The organism is Thioclava sp. DLFJ4-1 (assembly GCF_002020145.1).
In the GTDB taxonomy this organism is placed as follows: domain Bacteria; phylum Pseudomonadota; class Alphaproteobacteria; order Rhodobacterales; family Rhodobacteraceae; genus Thioclava; species Thioclava sediminum.
On the sequence record NZ_MPZT01000002.1, the window covers coordinates 419,235 to 435,926 of the forward strand.

At 64.9% G+C, this 16,692-nt stretch carries 16 protein-coding genes and 1 tRNA gene; 3 read left to right on the top strand and 14 right to left on the bottom strand.

What is annotated here, in order from left to right:
- Positions 1 to 101: 101 nt before the first annotated feature.
- The 13 genes from BMI85_RS07110 to BMI85_RS07170 all read right to left on the bottom strand — a co-directional run bounded on the left by BMI85_RS07110 (position 102) and on the right by BMI85_RS07170 (position 12,013).
- Positions 102 to 1,883, bottom strand: coding sequence for an ABC transporter transmembrane domain-containing protein (locus BMI85_RS07110; protein ID WP_078600462.1), 1,782 nt, complete (start codon positions 1,881 to 1,883; stop codon positions 102 to 104).
- A 127-nt stretch (positions 1,884 to 2,010) separates the two neighbouring features.
- Positions 2,011 to 2,092: transfer RNA gene (locus BMI85_RS07115), tRNA-Leu, on the bottom strand.
- 51 nt (positions 2,093 to 2,143) lie between these two features.
- Positions 2,144 to 2,920, bottom strand: coding sequence for an enoyl-CoA hydratase-related protein (locus BMI85_RS07120; RefSeq protein WP_078600464.1), 777 nt, complete (start codon positions 2,918 to 2,920; stop codon positions 2,144 to 2,146).
- A gap of 102 nt (positions 2,921 to 3,022) precedes the next feature.
- On the bottom strand, positions 3,023 to 4,198 hold the full coding sequence (locus BMI85_RS07125; protein ID WP_078600466.1) for an acetyl-CoA C-acyltransferase: 1,176 nt from the start codon (positions 4,196 to 4,198) through the stop codon (positions 3,023 to 3,025).
- Between the two features lie 8 nt (positions 4,199 to 4,206).
- Positions 4,207 to 5,499 carry an ArgE/DapE family deacylase gene (locus BMI85_RS07130; RefSeq protein WP_078600468.1) on the bottom strand — a complete coding sequence of 431 codons (1,293 nt, stop codon included), beginning with the start codon at positions 5,497 to 5,499 and terminating at the stop codon, positions 4,207 to 4,209.
- A gap of 8 nt (positions 5,500 to 5,507) precedes the next feature.
- Positions 5,508 to 6,161 (bottom strand): 3-oxoacid CoA-transferase subunit B, encoded by a 654-nt coding sequence (locus BMI85_RS07135; protein ID WP_246831871.1) that lies wholly within the window; start codon positions 6,159 to 6,161, stop codon positions 5,508 to 5,510.
- Complete coding sequence (locus BMI85_RS07140; RefSeq protein WP_078542167.1) at positions 6,148 to 6,840, bottom strand: CoA transferase subunit A; 693 nt, start codon at positions 6,838 to 6,840, stop codon at positions 6,148 to 6,150. The genes BMI85_RS07135 and BMI85_RS07140 overlap by 14 nt, the downstream gene beginning before the upstream one ends.
- The gene (locus tag BMI85_RS07145; RefSeq protein ID WP_078600470.1) at positions 6,837 to 8,195 is read right to left on the bottom strand and encodes an aspartate aminotransferase family protein; all 1,359 of its coding nucleotides are present in this window, start codon (positions 8,193 to 8,195) and stop codon (positions 6,837 to 6,839) included. The genes BMI85_RS07140 and BMI85_RS07145 overlap by 4 nt, the downstream gene beginning before the upstream one ends.
- On the bottom strand, positions 8,192 to 8,962 hold the full coding sequence (locus BMI85_RS07150) for an amino acid ABC transporter ATP-binding protein (RefSeq protein ID WP_078522570.1): 771 nt from the start codon (positions 8,960 to 8,962) through the stop codon (positions 8,192 to 8,194). Before BMI85_RS07150 ends, BMI85_RS07145 begins: the two co-directional genes overlap by 4 nt.
- A 16-nt stretch (positions 8,963 to 8,978) precedes the next feature.
- Positions 8,979 to 9,635 carry an amino acid ABC transporter permease gene (locus tag BMI85_RS07155; RefSeq protein WP_078600472.1) on the bottom strand — a complete coding sequence of 219 codons (657 nt, stop codon included), beginning with the start codon at positions 9,633 to 9,635 and terminating at the stop codon, positions 8,979 to 8,981.
- Between the two features lie 47 nt (positions 9,636 to 9,682).
- Positions 9,683 to 10,330 carry an amino acid ABC transporter permease gene (locus tag BMI85_RS07160; RefSeq protein ID WP_078522568.1) on the bottom strand — a complete coding sequence of 216 codons (648 nt, stop codon included), beginning with the start codon at positions 10,328 to 10,330 and terminating at the stop codon, positions 9,683 to 9,685.
- 10 nt (positions 10,331 to 10,340) lie between these two features.
- The gene (locus BMI85_RS07165; RefSeq protein ID WP_168173872.1) at positions 10,341 to 11,159 is read right to left on the bottom strand and encodes a creatininase family protein; all 819 of its coding nucleotides are present in this window, start codon (positions 11,157 to 11,159) and stop codon (positions 10,341 to 10,343) included.
- Between the two features lie 68 nt (positions 11,160 to 11,227).
- The gene (locus BMI85_RS07170; RefSeq protein WP_078600474.1) at positions 11,228 to 12,013 is read right to left on the bottom strand and encodes an ABC transporter substrate-binding protein; all 786 of its coding nucleotides are present in this window, start codon (positions 12,011 to 12,013) and stop codon (positions 11,228 to 11,230) included.
- Positions 12,014 to 12,168: 155 nt separating this feature from the next.
- Between BMI85_RS07170 and BMI85_RS07175 the strand changes: the two genes are divergently transcribed.
- Positions 12,169 to 13,125, top strand: a complete 957-nt coding sequence (locus tag BMI85_RS07175) for a LysR family transcriptional regulator (RefSeq protein WP_078522565.1) — start codon at positions 12,169 to 12,171, stop codon at positions 13,123 to 13,125.
- A gap of 9 nt (positions 13,126 to 13,134) precedes the next feature.
- On the opposite strand, the gene BMI85_RS07180 is transcribed toward BMI85_RS07175, so the two are convergent.
- Entirely contained in the window at positions 13,135 to 13,719 is a 585-nt protein-coding gene (locus tag BMI85_RS07180) for a cupin domain-containing protein (protein WP_078522564.1), read from the bottom strand.
- 158 nt (positions 13,720 to 13,877) lie between these two features.
- On the opposite strand from BMI85_RS07180, the gene BMI85_RS07185 reads away from it, so the two are divergent.
- Both BMI85_RS07185 and BMI85_RS07190 read left to right on the top strand, forming a co-directional pair.
- Positions 13,878 to 15,152 carry a 4-aminobutyrate--2-oxoglutarate transaminase gene (locus BMI85_RS07185; RefSeq protein ID WP_078600476.1) on the top strand — a complete coding sequence of 425 codons (1,275 nt, stop codon included), beginning with the start codon at positions 13,878 to 13,880 and terminating at the stop codon, positions 15,150 to 15,152.
- A gap of 1 nt (position 15,153) precedes the next feature.
- On the top strand, positions 15,154 to 16,608 hold the full coding sequence (locus tag BMI85_RS07190; protein ID WP_078600478.1) for an NAD-dependent succinate-semialdehyde dehydrogenase: 1,455 nt from the start codon (positions 15,154 to 15,156) through the stop codon (positions 16,606 to 16,608).
- The last annotated feature ends 84 nt before the right edge of the window (positions 16,609 to 16,692 follow it).

Below are 16,692 nucleotides of genomic sequence, written 5' to 3' on the forward strand. Positions count from 1 at the left end.
CCACGGCAAGAGTTACGCCGCCGCCAAAACGTCACGTCACGCAAATTCTGACGTGGGGAAACAAGCGTCCGGGTTCAAGGTGCAAAGGCGCGAACGCCCCGTTACGCCCCTTCGGTGAACTGCAGCCTCGCGAGTTCGGCATAAAGACCGCCCTCGGAGACGAGGCTGTCATGCGTGCCTTGCGCGACGATCTTGCCGTCCTCGAAGACGACGATCCGGTCGGCCTTCTTCACGGTGGCCAGACGGTGCGCCACGATCACCGTGGTGCGGGTCTTGGCCAGCTGATCGACAGCCGCCTGCACTTCGCGTTCCGAGGCTGCATCGAGCGCCGAGGTCGCCTCGTCCAGCAGCAGGATCGGCGCGTCGCGCAGGATCGCCCGCGCAATCGCGATCCGCTGTTTCTGACCGCCCGAGAGCATCACGCCGCGCTCGCCGACATAGGTGTCGAACCCTTCGGGCAACGCTTCGAGGAAGTCGTAGGCATGGGCCGCGCGGGCCGCTTCTTCGACTTCGCGATCGCTCGCATCGGGACGACCGAAGCGGATGTTTTCGCGCGCCGAAGCGGCGAAGACGACCGGGTCCTGCGGCACCAGCGCGATCGCCTGACGGAAATCGCGCCGCGCCATGTCGCGCAGGTCGTATCCGTCGATCGTGACTTTGCCGGTCTCGGGATCCCAGAACCGCTGGATCAGCTGCACGACGGTCGTCTTGCCCGCACCCGACGGGCCGACCAGCGCCACCGTCTCGCCCGGCGCGATGTCGAGATCGACATGGTCGAGCGCCGAGGCCTGCGGCCGCGAGGGGTAATGGAAGCTCACATCCTCGAACCGGATCGCGCCGGTAGCGGGCAGCGGAAGCGGCACCGGATGCTCGGGGTCCTTCACCGAATCCTCGCTTTGCAGCAGCTCCACCAGACGTTCTGTCGCGCCTGCCGCCCGCTGCAATTCGGACCAGATTTCCGACAGCGCGCCGACAGAGCCCGCCACCATCACCGCGTAGATCACGAACTGCACCAGCTCGCCCACGCTCATCTCGCCACCGCGCACATCGCGCGCACCGATCCACAGCACGCCGACGACGCCTGCGAAGACGAGGAAGATCACGATCACGGTCATCACCGCGCGCGTGCCGATCCGCTTCTTGGCGGAGAGATAGGCTTTCTCGGTGACGTCGGAGAATTTCTCGCGGGTGATCGCCTCGTGGGTGAAGGCCTGCACGGTCTGCGCGGCCAGAAGCGACTCCGAGGCCGAGCCCGACGAATTCGCGATCCAGTCCTGGTTCTCGCGACCCAGCACCCGCAGCCGACGGCCCAGAACCACGATCGGGACTACGACCACCGGCACGACCAGCAGCACCAGCCCGGTCAGCTTGGCCGAGGTGAACATCAACATGATCAACCCGCCGATCAGGATCAGCACATTACGCAGCGCCACCGAGACGGAGGACCCGATCACCGAGAGGATCAGCGTCGTGTCGGTGGTGATGCGGCTGATGATCTCGCCGGTCAGGATGCGCTCGAAAAAGGCGGGGCTCATCGAGATCACCCGGTCGAACACCGCCTTGCGGATATCGGCTACGACCCGTTCGCCAAAGCGCGTCACGAGGTAGTAGCGAAGGCCCGTCCCAATCGCGAGCAGCCCCGCGATGACCAGAGCGGCGAAGAAATACTGATCGAGCAGCGCCGCGCCCTTCTGGAACCCGTCCACCACGCGGCGCACCGCGAGCGGCAGGATCAGCGAGATCGAGGCGGTGGCGATCAGCGCCAGCAACGCTCCGAAGGCAAGTCCCTTGTAAGGTGCGATAAAGGGGCCGAGCCCCTTGAGCGCGCCGATCTTCTTCGTCTTCGGCCGGTCATCGGCCGGTCCCGTCGGTCTGCGAGCCATGAATTCCCCCTTGCTTGACGACGGGTTTAGGCGGCGGGGGCATTGCGGGCAAGCCTCGATTGGTCAAGCCTGCGGCACGCCCATGCCCGGACGGCCTCACGATAGCTCACATTTTCGCCGAAAAGGCTACGGGCGGCCGGACTCGAACCGGCACGGGCAATGCCCAAGGGATTTTAAGTCCCGTGCGTCTACCATTTCGCCACGCCCGCAGCGCGCTCTGGCTAGCGCGGGCGCGGCGACTTGGCAAGGCCGCGAGGCGCTCAGCGCCCCTCGAATTTCGGCGCGCGCTTCTCGAGGAACGCGGTCACGCCTTCGCGGAAATCATGGCTCTGGCCGAGGCCGCCCTGAAGCTCCGCTTCCAGTTCCAACTGGGTCGACAGATCGTTGCTGTAGCCCTCGCGCAGCGAGCGCTTCACGGCGCGATAGGCCGCCGTCGGGCCATTGGCCAAATGCGCCGCGCGGGCGCGCCAGTGATGGTCGAAATCGACCTCCGCGATCGCTTCCCAGATCATGCCCCAATCGGCCGCCTGCCGCGCCGAGATCTTGTCGGCGAACAGCGCCATGCCCATCGCGCGGGCAAAACCCACCTGACGCGGCAGCCAATAGGTGCCGCCCGCATCCGGCATGAGCCCGATCCGCGTGAAGGCCTGAATGAAGCTCGCCGCTTCCGAGGCGATGACCACGTCGGCGGCCAGCGCGATATTCGCCCCCGCCCCTGCCGCAGGCCCGTTCACTGCGGAGACTACCGGCAGCGGACTCTCGTAGATCGCCTTGAGCATCGGCTCGTATTCGTCGCGCAGCACCCGCTCCAGGTCGAGCCCGGCCGCCGAGACGCCATCGCCCAGATCCTGCCCCGAACAGAAGGCCCGGCCCGCACCGGTCAGCACGATCACCCGGGCCTCATCCTCGGCGCGTTTCACCGCCTCGAGGATTTCCGCGCGCATCTGCGCGTTGAGCGCGTTCATCACATCGGGCCGGTTGAGCGTGATCACCGCGACCTGCTCTTCGACCTCGTACCGGATAACCTTGAACACCATCTGGAAAACGCGCCTCCCTCTTTGTCGCGCGCCCACGATAACGCGGGTCACGCGAAGGGAAAGCGGAACGGGGCGTCACGAAGGACGCCCGCCTCGTTTTCTTCAGAAGATCTCGAACAGGCCCGCAGCCCCCTGCCCGCCGCCGATGCACATCGACACGACGCCATAGCGCGCGCCGCGACGCTTGCCTTCCAGCAGGATATGGCCCGCCATGCGCGCGCCCGACATGCCATAGGGGTGGCCGATCGAGATCGCGCCGCCATTGACGTTGAGCTTGTCGTCGGGAATGCCCAGCCGGTCGCGGCAATAGAGAAGCTGCGAGGCGAAGGCCTCGTTGATCTCCCACAGATCGATATCTTCGATGGAGAGCCCCGCGCGCTCCAGCAGGCGCGGGATCGCGAAGACCGGACCGATGCCCATCTCGTCGGGCGCACAGCCCGCAACCGCCATGCCCCGGAACGCGCCCAACGGTTCCAGCCCACGCCGCGCGGCTTCCTCTACGGACATCACCACGCAGGCGGACGCACCGTCGGAGAGCTGGCTCGCATTGCCTGCGGTGACGCATTTGTCGGGGCCCAGCACCGGCTTGAGCCCTTGAAGCCCCTCCAGCGTGGTCTGCGGGCGGTTGCACTCGTCGCGCTCGAGCCGCACCGACTGCTCCGAGACGTCGCCCGTGGCCTTGTCCTTCACCAGCTTCACCGCCTCGACCGTGACGATCTCGGCGTCAAAACGCCCCGCCTCCTGCGCGGCGGCGGTGCGCATCTGGCTTTGCAACGCGTAGATGTCCTGCGCTTCGCGGGTCACGCCATAGCGTTCCGCCACGACCTCCGCCGTCTCGATCATCGCCATGTAATAGGCGTCGGGCACACCGGGGCTGCGATAGCGATAGCCGTTCCAATGTTCGTTCTGCACCAGCGAGATCGAGTCGAGCCCGCCCGCAAGCGCCACGTCCATCTCGCCCGTCATCACGCCATGGGCAGCCGCCGCGATCGCGTTGAGCCCCGAGGCGCATTGACGGTCCAGCGTGACGCCCGCCACGGAGTCGGGCAGGCCCGAAGCCTGCGCGATATGGCGCGCCACGTTGACGCCTGTGGAGCCCTGCGTGAGGGCGGAGCCGAAGATCGCATCGGCGATCTCGCCGCCTTCGAGCCCGGCTCGGGAAACGGCCGCGCGCACGGCATGGGCGGCCAGCGCCGGACCTTCGAGATTGTTGAACGCCCCGCGATAGGCCTTGCCGATCGGCGTGCGGGCGGTGGAGACGATGACAGCGTCGCGCATGGGAACCCTCAGATGGTTTCGAGTCCGCACCAGTCCGCGATGAACAGGGCGGTGCTCTGGGTGATGCGACGGATGCTTTCCAGCTCGACGCGCTCGTTGAAGCCGTGGATCGCCTCGGCGCGCGGCCCGTAGACCAGCGCGGGCGTGTCGGCATAGAGCCCGAAGAAGCGGGCATCGGTGGTCGCGGTGATCGCCACGCGGTCGAGATCGCTCTCGTTGACGCTGCGATGCGCGCCTTCGAGGGCACCGATCGCCGCCTTCGCGGTGGCGGAGTGGTCGTCGGAAAGCGCGTAGCCCTCGGCCATGAAGCCGTGCCAGACGATCTCGGGCAGCGAGTTCTTCAGGAAGGCGTTGGAGCGCGCGGCATCCATGATGGTCTCGGTGATCTCGGCGCGCGCGGCGGCAATATCCTGACCCGGATAGATCGCGATGCGCATGTCGAAGATGCACCAGGCCGGGACGGAGGAGGCCCAGTCGCCACCCTGAATCTTGCCGATATTGAGGTTGATCGGGTGATGCACATGACCGAAATCACCGTGCCGGCAGCCCGGTTCGTTCCAGCGCTCCTCCAGCCCGTGCAGCGCCTCGATCAGCGGGATCGCGGCCTCGATCGCATTGGCGCCGGTGCCAGCATAGGCCACATGCGTGGGCAGACCTTTCAGGTGCACCTGTGCCCAGACCACGCCGAGCTGTGCGCCGACCAGCTTTTCCTCGAACGGTTCGGGGATCAGCGCGGCGTCGGCGCGGTAGCCCCGCTCAAGGCAGGCCAGCGCGCCGTTGCCGGTGCATTCCTCTTCCACGACGGATTGAAAGAACACATCCGCGCTGGGGGCGAAGCCCGCCTTGCGCAGCGCATCGAGCGCGAAGAGGTTCGACACCAGCCCCGCCTTCATGTCGCCTGCGCCGCGGCCATAGAGCCAGCCATCGGCAACATGCGGCTCGAACGGCGGCGCGTCCCACATGTCCAGAGGGCCCGCAGGCACCACGTCGATATGACCGTTGAGGATCAGCGAGCGGCCCTTTTGCGATTGGCTGCGATGGGTGCCCACCACGTTCACCGCGTCCTCGTAATCGCCCATCACCGGCGAAAAGCCCGGCATGTCGCGGATCTTGTCGACATCGATCTGCCAGCGGTCCACCTCGTAGCCGCGCTCGTCGAGGGCGGCGGCCATGAAGTCCTGCGCGCTCTGCTCCTGCCCACGGGTGGACGGGTGCGAGGTCAGCTCGGAGAGAAACGCGGTCTCGTCGTCGAATGCGGCGTCGACCGCCGAGAGGATGCGGGTTTTCAGCTCGGTATCCATGTGGTGCCTCAGAATCTGGGAATGTCGCCTTGCGGCAGTGCAAGGGGCGCGCCGGTCGCTTCGCGGATCTCCGACTCGGAGATGCCCTCGGCCAGTTCGACCAGCGCGAAGCCCTGCGCGGTCACGTCCACGACCGCCATGTCGGTATAGATCCGCGCCACCCGCGCCTTCGCGGTCAGCGGCAGCGAGCAGGTCTCGAGCAGCTTCGGGTTGCCCTTGCGGTCGCAATGGGTGGTCATCACGACGACGCGGCGCGCCTTCTGCGCCAGTTCGATTGCGCCGCCCGCGCCGGGGGAGAACTTGCCCGGGATTTTCCAGTTCGCCAGATCGCCGTTCTGCGCGACCTCGAAAGCGCCCAGCAGCGTCAGGTCGAGCCGCCCCGAGCGCACCAGCGCGAAGCTCACCGCGCTGTCGAAAAAGGCCGAGCCGGGGATCGTCGAGACATAGGCCCCGCCCGCGTCGATCAGGTTGCGGTCGGCGCGCTCGGGCGGCAGCGTCGGCCCGATCCCGGTCAGCCCGTTTTCCGAATGCAGGCAGACGGGGAAGTCGGCGGGCAGATGGTTGACCACCTTGGTGGGCAAGCCGATACCCAGGTTCACGACCATGCCGGGCGCGATTTCGCGCGCGGCACGGGCCACCATGCGGGATCTAGCGTCTGACAATGCCATACTCCTCGGAAATCTCGTCGAGCTTCACGACGTGGTCGATGAAGGCACCGGGGCTCTCGGCCGCGTCCGGGTCGATCCCGCCCAACGGCAGCAGCTCTTCGGTCTCGGCGATCACGCGGGTCGCGGCCATCGCCATAAGCGGGTTGAAATTGCGTGCGGTGGCGGCATAGGCGAGGTTGCCGAAGCAATCGGCGCGCGCGGCATGGACCAGCGCCACATCGCCACGCAGAGCCGGTTCGACCAGCATCGGGCGGCCATTCATCTCGACCACCTGCTTGCCCTGCGCCAATTCGGTGTCGATGCCGATATCGGTGAGGATCGCGCCCAGCCCCGCGCCGCCTGCACGGATACGCTCGGCGAGGATGCCCTGCGCGCAGAACTCGACCTCCATCCGGCCCTCGTTCATCGCCGCGATGGCGTTGGCGTTGAGCCCGAGATGGGTCACGATCAGCTTGCGCACCTGACCGCCCGCGATCAGGTGGTCGATACCCATGCCCGCCTCGTTGGCGTCGTTCTTGACCAGCACGAGATCGCGCTGCCCCTGACGGGCCAGCTCGCGCAGCAGCGCGAAGGGGGTACCGGGCACGCCGAAGCCGCCCACCAGCACCGTGGCGCCGTCGGGGATCTGCGCGACTACCTCTTCCATCGCGATGGATTTGTCGGGCAGCTTCATGCGCTGACCTCCTCGACCACCGGCAGGTCGTGATTGGCGGCGAAGGCGTCGAGCGCGTCGGTGAGGATCGCCATGATCTCGTCGATCTGCGCCTCGGTCACGATCAGCGGCGGGCAGACGAGGAAATGGTCACCCTCGTAGCCGCCCCGCGTGCGGCGCGAATAGATGATGAGACCGCGCTCATAGGCCAGTTCGACCAGCTCGGTATGCGCGTTCCACTCTTTCGGCAGGACCTCCATCGTGTCGCGATCCGAAACCAGCTCGAACGCCAGCAGCAAGCCCTTGCCGCGCACATCGCCGATGAAGGGATAGCGGTCCATCAGCCCGGTCAGCCGGGCCTTGAGAACATCGCCCATCCGCGCGGCATTGCCGATCAGGTCCCGCTCTTCCATCTCGTCGAGCACCGCGAGACCGGCCGCGCAGGCCAGCGGGTTGCCCGCATAGGTGAAGCCGTGCAGGAAGCCACCCGCGTCGAGCAGCGCCTCGACCATGTCGTTGCGCGCGACCACCGCGCCCAGCGGCGCGTAGCCCGCCCCGAACCCTTTCGAGAGCGCGACGATGTCGGGGGTGATCCCCCAATGCTCCGCGGCGAGGAACTTGCCGGTGCGCCCGGCCCCGGTCATCACCTCGTCATAGATCAGCAGGATGCCGTATTCGCGGCAGATCTCGGCCACGCGGGTGTAATAGCTGTCGGGCGCCACGAGCGCGCCGGTCGAGGCCCCGCCCACCGGCTCCATCAGGAAGGCGAGCACCGTCTCGGGGCCCTCGGCCTCGATCTTCTCACGCAGCATCTCGGCATATTTGATGCCGCGTTCTTCCTCGGTGAGATTGTCGCGGTCGAGATAGCAGGTCGGCGCCGGGATCTTCGGCATCTCCGTGAACATCGGCGCGAATTTTCCGGTAAATATCGGGCTGCCGGTCACGCTCAGCGAACCCATCGTCGCACCGTGATAGGAGGGCAGCCGCGAGATCACCTTGTAACGGCTCTCCTCGCCCTGTGTGACGGCGTATTGCCGCGCGAGCTTGATCGCGGTCTCGACGGCCTCGGAACCGCCGGAGACGAAGAACACCTTGTCGAGCCCTTCGGGCATCCGCGCGGCGACCCGTGCGGCGAGATCCTCGGACGGGTGCGTGCGGAAATGCAGCCGGTAGCCGAAGGTCGAACGGTCCATCTGCGCCTTCATCTTCTCCAGCACGCGCGGATTGGAATGGCCGATATTCGAGACCATCGCCCCCGAGGAACCGTCGATGTAGCGTTTCCCGTTCTCGTCGTAGTGGTAGATTCCCTCGGAGCGTTCGAGGAAAGGCCGCGGCTGGCGCGACTGGTAGAACAGGTGAGACTTCTCAGTCGTCATTTTGCACCTTCGAGATGTTTGCGCAGGAAATTCCGGGTCCGTTCCTGGGTCGGGTTCTTGAAGACCTGCTCGGGCGGGCCCTCCTCGACCACGACGCCCTTGTCCATGAACAGCACGCGATCGCAGACCGAGGCGGCGAAATCCATCTCGTGGGTGACGATGATCATGGTCATGTGCTCTTGCGCGAGCTTCTTCATGACCAGGTTCACCTCTTCGACCAGCTCGGGATCGAGCGCCGAGGTGGCTTCGTCGAACAGCATCAGCTTCGGCTTCATCGCCAGCGCGCGGGCGATCGCCACACGCTGCTTCTGACCGCCCGAAAGCTGCGCCGGGTAATAGTCGATCCGCTCCAGCATGCCGACGTGATCGAGCTGCTCTTCGGCGAGCTTGTTGGCCTCCTTGTCGGAGATCTTCTTCAGCAGCTTCGGCGCCATCGTGACGTTGTCCCGAACGCTGAGATGCGGGAATAGGTTAAAGTGCTGGAACACCATGCCGATGTCCTGACGCATCTGGTTGATGTGCTTCTCATACTGATTGTGCGGCAGGTTCTTGTTGACCTGCACCCCGTCGAGCCAGACCTCGCCGCCGGTCAGCGGATCGAGATCGTTGATGGCGCGCAGCAGCGTGGATTTCCCCGAGCCCGAGGGCCCGATGATCGCGACGATCTGGCCACGCTCCACGTTGAGCGAGATGTCCTTGAGCACTTCCAGCGTGCCGTAGGATTTCTGGGCGTGACGGATTTCGACGAAGGATTTTGTCTCTGTCATGTCGATATCTCCCGGATCAGCGATAGAGGCGGTTGCGGTTCTCGAACCAGCGGATCACCGCCTCCATGCCGAGATTGATGATGTAGTAGAGGACGGCAGCGGCCGCGTAGAACTCGAAGGCGCGGTAGGTCTGGCCGATGGCGCGTTGCGCCGAGAGCGTCAGTTCCGACACCCCGATCACCGAGACCAGCGCCGAGTCCTTGAGAAGCGCAATCATGTTGTTGCCGATGGGCGGCAGCACGTCGCGCACCGCTTGCGGCACGACCACCTTGATGAGCGCCTGCTTGCGCGACAGGCCCAGCGTCCGTGCGGCCTCCATCTGACCTTTGTCCACCGCGAGCATCGCGGTCTGGATCAGCTCGGAGTTATAGACGGCGAAGTGGAAGCCCAGACCGATCACACCCGCCACGAAGGCCGGAAGGTCGATGCCGATCTGCACCAGCCCGAAATAGATCAGGAAGAGTTGCAGCAGCAGCGGCGTGCCCATGAAGAGCCAGGCGATGAAACGCACCGGCAGACGGATGATCGCAGGCGCATAAAGCGCGACCACCGCAAGCAGGATACCCCCGAAGAAGCTCAGCAGGGCCGAGGCGGCGGTGATGGCGATGGTCCACAGGACACCCAGCATGAGCGTGCCGTAGAAAGGCGGGATGACGGAGAAATCGAGACCCATGGCTCACTCCTTCTCTTGCGGGCGGGAATGGGGGGCGGATGCGCGGCTCATTGGATGCGCACCTTGCGGTCGAGGAACGACACGCCCTTACCCACCGCAGTGATGATGATGAGGTAGAGAACCCCCGCGAGGAAAAACATCTCGAACGGCTTGTAGGTCGAACCGATGTAGCGTTGCGCGGTATAGGTCAGCTCCACCACCGAGATCGCGGAGACGAGCGCCGTGCCCTTGATCTGCGCGTTGATGTTCACGCCGAGCGGGCGGATCATCAGCCGCAGCGCCTGCGGCAGCGTCACCTTTCGGAACGCCTGCGCCTTCGACAGGCCCAGCGTGCGCGCGGCCTCGGTCTGCCCCCGGTCGACCGCGACAATCGCACCGCGCATCGTCTCGGTCATGTAGGCCCCGATATTGACGCCCAGCCCGATCACACCGGCCTGAAAGGCATCGAGCTGGATGCCGATCTGCGGGCCACCGAAATAGAGCAGGAACAGCTGGATCAGCGCGGGCGTGCCACGAAAGAAGCTGACATAGGCCGCCCCGATGAAGCGCAGGATGGCGAAGCGCGAAAGCCGGGATGCTGCGCCAAGTGCGCCGCAGATGAGCCCCAGCACGATGGTCAGAACCGAAAGTTCGACCGTGATCACGGCGGCTTTCAGGAAGTACGGATAGACCTTGAGGATTAGTTCGATATCCACGGCATTCCCCTTAATGATGATCGCGGCGGGACAGGATGGGCAGCGCGCGTATCTCGCGCACGAGCGCTGTCGTCTCTTCGATCGCCGCTTCCAGGAACGCCTTGCCGGTCTCGGCATCGGCGACGGTTGGATCCCCCATCGTGCCGTCGGGTGACACAGAGGACCACCAGCGCATCAGCATCGCCTTGCCACCACCGGCCGCCAAATCGAGATTGAAGAATTTGGTGTCTGGATCGTGCAGGTTCTGACACTCGGCCTTGTCGAGATCGACAAGCTCGGGGTGCAGATGCTTGTACATCGCAGCTTCGAATTCTCCGGCATGGGCAATGCCGCCCACCTCGGATTTGCGCAGGCCCTGAATTCGATCGCTGCACAAGTTCCAATAGGACGCCGAAACACAGATGATGCCGGTGCGGATGACCGTCTTGCGCGCCGCGAGATCGAGGATCGGGTGGTTCGACCCGTGCGAGTTCAGCAGCAGGATCCGGCGGAAGCCGTGATGCGCGAGGGACTCGGTCACGTCGCAGACGAAATTGATCAGCGTCTCCGGCTGAATCCAGATGACCCCCGGAAAGTCCTTGTGATGCTCGTTGAAGCCATAGGGGATCGCGGGCATGACGAAAACTTCGTCGGGCGCGGCTTCGGCAACGCCGTTGGCCACCGCCATTCCCAGAACCGTATCGGTATCGAGCGGCATATGCGGCCCGTGATCTTCCGTTGCAGAAACATTCAGGATCACCACACGATCCTTATCCGCGTCACGGACCTGCTCCCAAGTCAGCTTTCCATAGTCGGCGGTCATCCGTTCGGTGTCCTTTCGGGAATCCATCGAAGTTTGGGGTGTGGCGGGGCAGCCGTCAGACGACGGACTGCCCACCATTCCTTGGATCGCGCCGATCAGCGGATGTCAGCGCCGATCCACTTCATCGCGATTTTCTCGTAGGTGCCGTCTTCCATCATGGAATCGAGCGCCTTCTGCATCGCGTCTTTCAGCTCGGGATTGCCCTTGCGGATGGCGATGCCCGCACCGATCGCGTCGGTCTTCAGATCGTCGAGAATGCGGTATTTGTAATCGTTCTTCTTCATCGCGAGGATCGCCGCGATCGAGTCGTTGATGATCGCGTCGACACGACCGTTCTGAAGCTCGAGGATCAACTCGGGCAGACCTTTGTAGGTCTTCACGTCATAGCCTTGCTCACGCGCCCAGGCTTCGTGCGTTTCGCCCAGCGTCACGCCGACGGTGACGTCCTTCAGATCGGCGACGGACTTGATCGGACTGTCGGGCAGCACGAAGATCGCGCGCTTTGTCGTGTAATACGGACCGACGAAATCGACGACCTTCTCGCGCTCGGGCGTAATCGACATCGAGCCGACGATGGCGTCGTATTTGTTGGCCAGCAGACCGCCGATGATCCCGTCCCACGCGGTCGTCACGATCTCGGTCTTCAGCCCCATGCGCTTGGCGATCTCCTCGCCGATAGCCGGGTCGAAGCCCACGACCTCGTTCGAATCGTTGATGAAGTTGAAGGGCGGGTAGGCGCCCGACATGGCGATCCGGATCACGCCCTTGTCCTTGAGGCTCTCCAGCTCGTCAGCCGCGGCGAGGCTGGGCAGCGAGATGCCGGTCGCGGCGAGCGAGCCAGCCCCGAGGATGGTTTTGAGAACGGTTCTGCGGTTGGTCATGGATTTCTCCTGTTGGTCATGACTGCGGGCGGCCTTGTTTCCGGCGCGTCCCGCCACGGCGAGCGCCCCTTCCAGAGCCTCGTTGACGGAAACGCTTGCATGGCGACCGCCATTGCGCAAATAAATAATAGAAATCTTCAATATAGATCTAGGCTATGGTCAAGCCCTACGAACAACGTTTCCCCTGGCATCTCGACTGGAACCTTCTGCGCACTTTCATGGTGGTGGTGGAGCAGCGGGGCATCTCGCGCGCGGCCTATCTTCTGGGGCTCAAACAGCCCACGATTTCGGCGGCGCTCAAGCGGCTGGAGGAACGCACCGGCCACGAGCTGATCATTCGAAAACCCAATGAATTCAAAGTCACTAGGGCGGGCAACCTGCTCTATCAGGAATGCGCCCAGATCTTCGGCGCGGTGTCGCAGATCCCTTCCCTGCTGGAGACCGGCGCGGAGGAGCTGCGCGGCCATATCGCGATCACGACGACCTCGCATGTGATCTCGGATCACTACGACGCGGTGCTACATGATTTCGCCACCGAACATTCGAAGGTGACCTTCTCGATGACGGTGGCCGAGAGCGAGGAAGTGGTGAACCGGGTGCAACAGAATCGGGCGAGCCTGGGGATTTGCCTGCTTCACAAGACGCCCGAGAACCTCCGCGCTCAGGTGCTCTACCGCGAGTATTTCGGATTGTTCTGCGGCACGCGCCATCCCCTTTTCGACCGCGAGGACATCACACTCGCCGAGATCGAAGGCGAGACTTCGGTCTCGTTCCAGACCGAGACCGAGGACGGCCCGCTTCACCCGGTTTCGCTGCTGCGTGCGCGGGCCAAGCTCGCCCCGAGCTGGCGCGGGGTGTCGTCGAACCTGCACGAGCTGCGCCGGATGATCGTGGCCGGCATCGGGATCGGGGCGCTGCCGCTGCACGTCGCGCATCGCGATGTCGAGTCGGGTCGGCTACGCCAGTTGCCGCCCTATGACGGGTTGCCGATGGTGAATATCTACCTGCTCACCAATCGGCAGCGAAAGCAGTCGAGCGCGGAAGCCGCCTTCCTCGCAGCCTGCGAAAAAATGATGGCCGAGAGCGACCTGAAAGAGCGGACTTATTACTGAGCGCACCGCTCAGAAAGTCGGCGGGGTCGCGGCCGAGACCACCACGCAACGCGCCTTGGCCACGTTGCGGAACCGATGCGGCAGGCGGCTGTCGAACAGGTAGGCATCGCCCGCGCGCAACAGCTCGGTGGTCTCGCCCACCGTCAGCAGCAACTCGCCCTCGATGACGAAACCGCCCTCCTCGCCCTCATGGGCATAGGCCTCCGCCCCGGTATCAGCGCCGGGCTCATAGGTTTCGTAGAGCAGCAGAATGTTGGTCTGCCCCGACTTGCCTGCCCGCTTGAGCGAGAGCGCATCGAGCGCCGCGCCACCCGAGCGGTAGATCCGGCCCGGGTTGATCTCGGTGAGCTCAGAATGCCGGAAGACGAACTTGCCGGGCTCGGAGGGCGTATCGCTGTCGAAGAACTCCGCCAGCGTCGTCTCGAGAATTTCGAGGATCTTGCGCAGCGAGGTGATCGAGGGCGAGGTCTTGTTGCGCTCGATCAGCGAAACCAGCCCGTTGGTCACGCCCGACCGCTGCGCCAGCTCGCGCTGCGACAATCCCTTGTCCTCGCGGATCGCCCGAAGCCGTCCGCCCACGTCGAATTCGCTCACCGCAAGCCTCCTGTCCTGTGCCTGTTCTAGAGTGCGGCCGGGCGGAATTCCAGCGCACGCACCGCAGCCATGCGTTTAACAAACTAAACATTGCACAGTTATCCGTTAAACACTAGCGTCACATCATTCCGTGATTCTCCAGCCCCTGAGGAGTGCCCATGTCCAGCAATGCCGACCTCGAAACCCGCCGCGCCGCCGCCCTTGCCCGGGGCGTGGGTGTGCAGACCCAAAACTTCGCCGTCTCCGCCGAGAACGCCACCGTCACCGATGCCGATGGCCGCGAGCTGATCGATTTCGCCGCCGGGATCGCGGTTGTGAACACCGGCCACCGCCACCCGAAAGTCATCGAGGCGGTGAAAGCCCAGCTCGACGCCTTCACCCATACCTGCCATCAGGTGATGCCCTACGAGCCCTATGTGCGCCTCGCCGAGCGGCTCAACGAAAAGGTGCCGGGCGATTTCGACAAAAAGTCGATCTTCGTCACCACCGGCGCGGAGTCGGTCGAGAACGCGATCAAGATTGCCCGCGCCTACACGGGCCGCAACGCGGTCATCGCGTTCAGCGGCGGCTTCCACGGCCGGACCTTCATGACCATGACGCTCACCGGCAAGGTCGCGCCCTACAAGGCGGGCTTCGGTGCGATGATGCCCGACGTGTTCCACGTCCCCTTCCCGAACGCGCTGCATGGCGTGTCGACCGAGGACAGCTTCGCCGCGATGGAGAGCCTGTTCAAAACCGATCTCGACCCCACGCGCCTCGCCGCGGTGATCTTCGAGCCGGTGCAGGGCGAAGGCGGCTTCAACCCGGCGCCGCATGATTTCGTCAAGCGCCTGCGCGCCTTCTGCGACGAGCATGGCATCGTGATGATCGCGGACGAGGTGCAGACCGGCTTCGCGCGTACCGGCACGATGTTTGCGATGGACGCCTACGACGTGGCCGCAGACATCACCACGATGGCGAAGGGTCTGGGCGGCGGTCTTCCGATCGCGGCAGTGACCGGTCGCGCCGAAATCATGGACGCGGCGAACCCGGGCGGTCTGGGCGGCACCTATGGCGGCAACCCGCTGGGAATCGCTGCCGGGAACGCGGTGCTCGACGTGATCGAGGAAGAAGACCTCTGCGCCCGCGCCAACGAGCTCGGCTCGCGTCTCAAGCAGCGTCTCGAAGCGATCCGCGCCAACATGCCGGAAATCGCCGAGATCCGCGGCCCCGGCTTCATGGTCGCGGTCGAACTGATGTCGGATGGCAAACCCGATGCGGCCCTCACCCAGCGCATCCGTGTCGAAGCGCTCAACCGCGGCCTGCTGCTGCTGACCTGCGGCGTCTATGGCAACGTGATCCGCTTCCTCGCGCCGATCACCATCCCCGACGAGCAGATGGCCAAGGCGCTCGACATCCTCGAAGAGGCGATGACCGCCGCGAAGGAGGGCTGATATGCTCAAGCTGAACGACCCGAGCCTGCTGGAGACCCGCGCACATGTGAACGGCGAGTGGATCGAGGGCGCGAAGCGTTTCGCCGTGCAGGATCCTGCGACCGGCGAAACCGTCGCCGAGGTGGCCGATCTCGACGTGGACGCCACGCGCGCCGCGATCGAGGCCGCCCATGCCGCGAAACCGGACTGGGCTGCACTCACCGGCAAGGAGCGCGCGGGCTACCTGCGCCGCTTCCACGACCTGATGATGGAAAATCAGGACGACCTCGCCGCGATCCTGACCGCCGAGATGGGCAAGCCGCTCGCCGAGGCCAAGGGCGAGATCGCCTATGGCGCAAGCTTCCTCGAATGGTTCGCCGAAGAGGCCAAGCGCGTCTATGGCGACGTGATCCCCGGCCACCAGCGCGACAAGCGCATCCTCGTGATCCGCCAGCCCGTGGGCGTGGTGGGCTCGATCACGCCGTGGAACTTCCCCAACGCGATGATCGCGCGCAAGCTGGCCCCGGCGCTGGCCGCGGGCTGCACCTTCGTCGGGCGCCCCTCCGAACTGACGCCGCTCTCGGCTCTCGCGATGGCCGTTCTGGCCGAGCGCGCGGGCATCCCGGCGGGTGTCTTCAACATCATCCCCGGCGTCGATGCGGCGGGCATGGGCGAAGAGCTCTGCGCCAACCCCAAGGTCGCCAAGATCACCTTCACGGGCTCGACCCGTGTCGGCAAAATCCTGATGCGCCAAGGGGCGGAGACGGTGAAGAAGATCAGTCTTGAACTGGGCGGCAACGCGCCCTTCCTCGTCTTCGACGATGCCGATCTCGATGCGGCGGTCGATGGCGCGATGATCGCCAAGTTCCGCAATAACGGGCAGACCTGCGTCTGCGCGAACCGGATCTACGTGCAGGCCGGGGTCTATGACGCCTTCGCCGAGAAGCTGACCGCGCGGCTTGCGACCCTACGCCCCGGCAACGGGTTCGAGCCGGGCGTGACCACCGGGCCGCTCATCAACGCGGATGCGCTGGCCAAGGTCGAGGCGCATATCTCGGACGCGACCGAAAAGGGCGCGCAGGTCGCCGCGGGCGGGCATCGCTCGAACCTCGGGCGCACCTTCTTCGAGCCGACGCTGCTGACCGGCGTGACGCAGCAGATGCGGGTCGCGCGCGAGGAGACCTTCGGGCCGCTCGCTCCGCTGATCCGCTTCGAGACCGAGGCCGAAGCGATCGAGATGGCCAACGCGACCGAGTTCGGGCTGGCAGGCTATTTCTACGCGAACGACCTCGCCCGCGTCTGGCGTGTGGCCGAAGCGATGGAGACCGGGATCGTCGGCGTGAACACCGGCCTGATCTCAACCGAGGTCGCCCCGTTCGGCGGCATCAAGCAATCCGGTCTGGGTCGCGAGGGTTCGAAATACGGGATCGAGGATTTCACCGAGCTGAAATACATGTGCCTCGGCGGGATCGAGTAAGCGCTGAACCTGAGACATCAGGGCGAGAATAGAGAAGCGGCGGGCTTTCCCGCCGCTTCTTTTATTTTCAGAGGCCTGAAGAGC

What these genes read in the sequence shown, in the direction of transcription:
- BMI85_RS07110 (WP_078600462.1), bottom strand. Translation starts at nt 1,883, where the DNA reads ATGGCTCGCAGACCGACGGGACCGGCCGATGACCGGCCGAAGACGAAG.
- BMI85_RS07120 (WP_078600464.1), bottom strand. Translation starts at nt 2,920, where the DNA reads ATGGTGTTCAAGGTTATCCGGTACGAGGTCGAAGAGCAGGTCGCGGTG.
- BMI85_RS07125 (WP_078600466.1), bottom strand. Translation starts at nt 4,198, where the DNA reads ATGCGCGACGCTGTCATCGTCTCCACCGCCCGCACGCCGATCGGCAAG.
- BMI85_RS07130 (WP_078600468.1), bottom strand. Translation starts at nt 5,499, where the DNA reads ATGGATACCGAGCTGAAAACCCGCATCCTCTCGGCGGTCGACGCCGCA.
- BMI85_RS07140 (WP_078542167.1), bottom strand. Translation starts at nt 6,840, where the DNA reads ATGAAGCTGCCCGACAAATCCATCGCGATGGAAGAGGTAGTCGCGCAG.
- BMI85_RS07145 (WP_078600470.1), bottom strand. Translation starts at nt 8,195, where the DNA reads ATGACGACTGAGAAGTCTCACCTGTTCTACCAGTCGCGCCAGCCGCGG.
- BMI85_RS07150 (WP_078522570.1), bottom strand. Translation starts at nt 8,962, where the DNA reads ATGACAGAGACAAAATCCTTCGTCGAAATCCGTCACGCCCAGAAATCC.
- BMI85_RS07155 (WP_078600472.1), bottom strand. Translation starts at nt 9,635, where the DNA reads ATGGGTCTCGATTTCTCCGTCATCCCGCCTTTCTACGGCACGCTCATG.
- BMI85_RS07165 (WP_168173872.1), bottom strand. Translation starts at nt 11,159, where the DNA reads ATGGATTCCCGAAAGGACACCGAACGGATGACCGCCGACTATGGAAAG.
- BMI85_RS07170 (WP_078600474.1), bottom strand. Translation starts at nt 12,013, where the DNA reads ATGACCAACCGCAGAACCGTTCTCAAAACCATCCTCGGGGCTGGCTCG.
- BMI85_RS07175 (WP_078522565.1), top strand. Translation starts at nt 12,169, where the DNA reads ATGGTCAAGCCCTACGAACAACGTTTCCCCTGGCATCTCGACTGGAAC.
- BMI85_RS07185 (WP_078600476.1), top strand. Translation starts at nt 13,878, where the DNA reads ATGTCCAGCAATGCCGACCTCGAAACCCGCCGCGCCGCCGCCCTTGCC.
- BMI85_RS07190 (WP_078600478.1), top strand. Translation starts at nt 15,154, where the DNA reads ATGCTCAAGCTGAACGACCCGAGCCTGCTGGAGACCCGCGCACATGTG.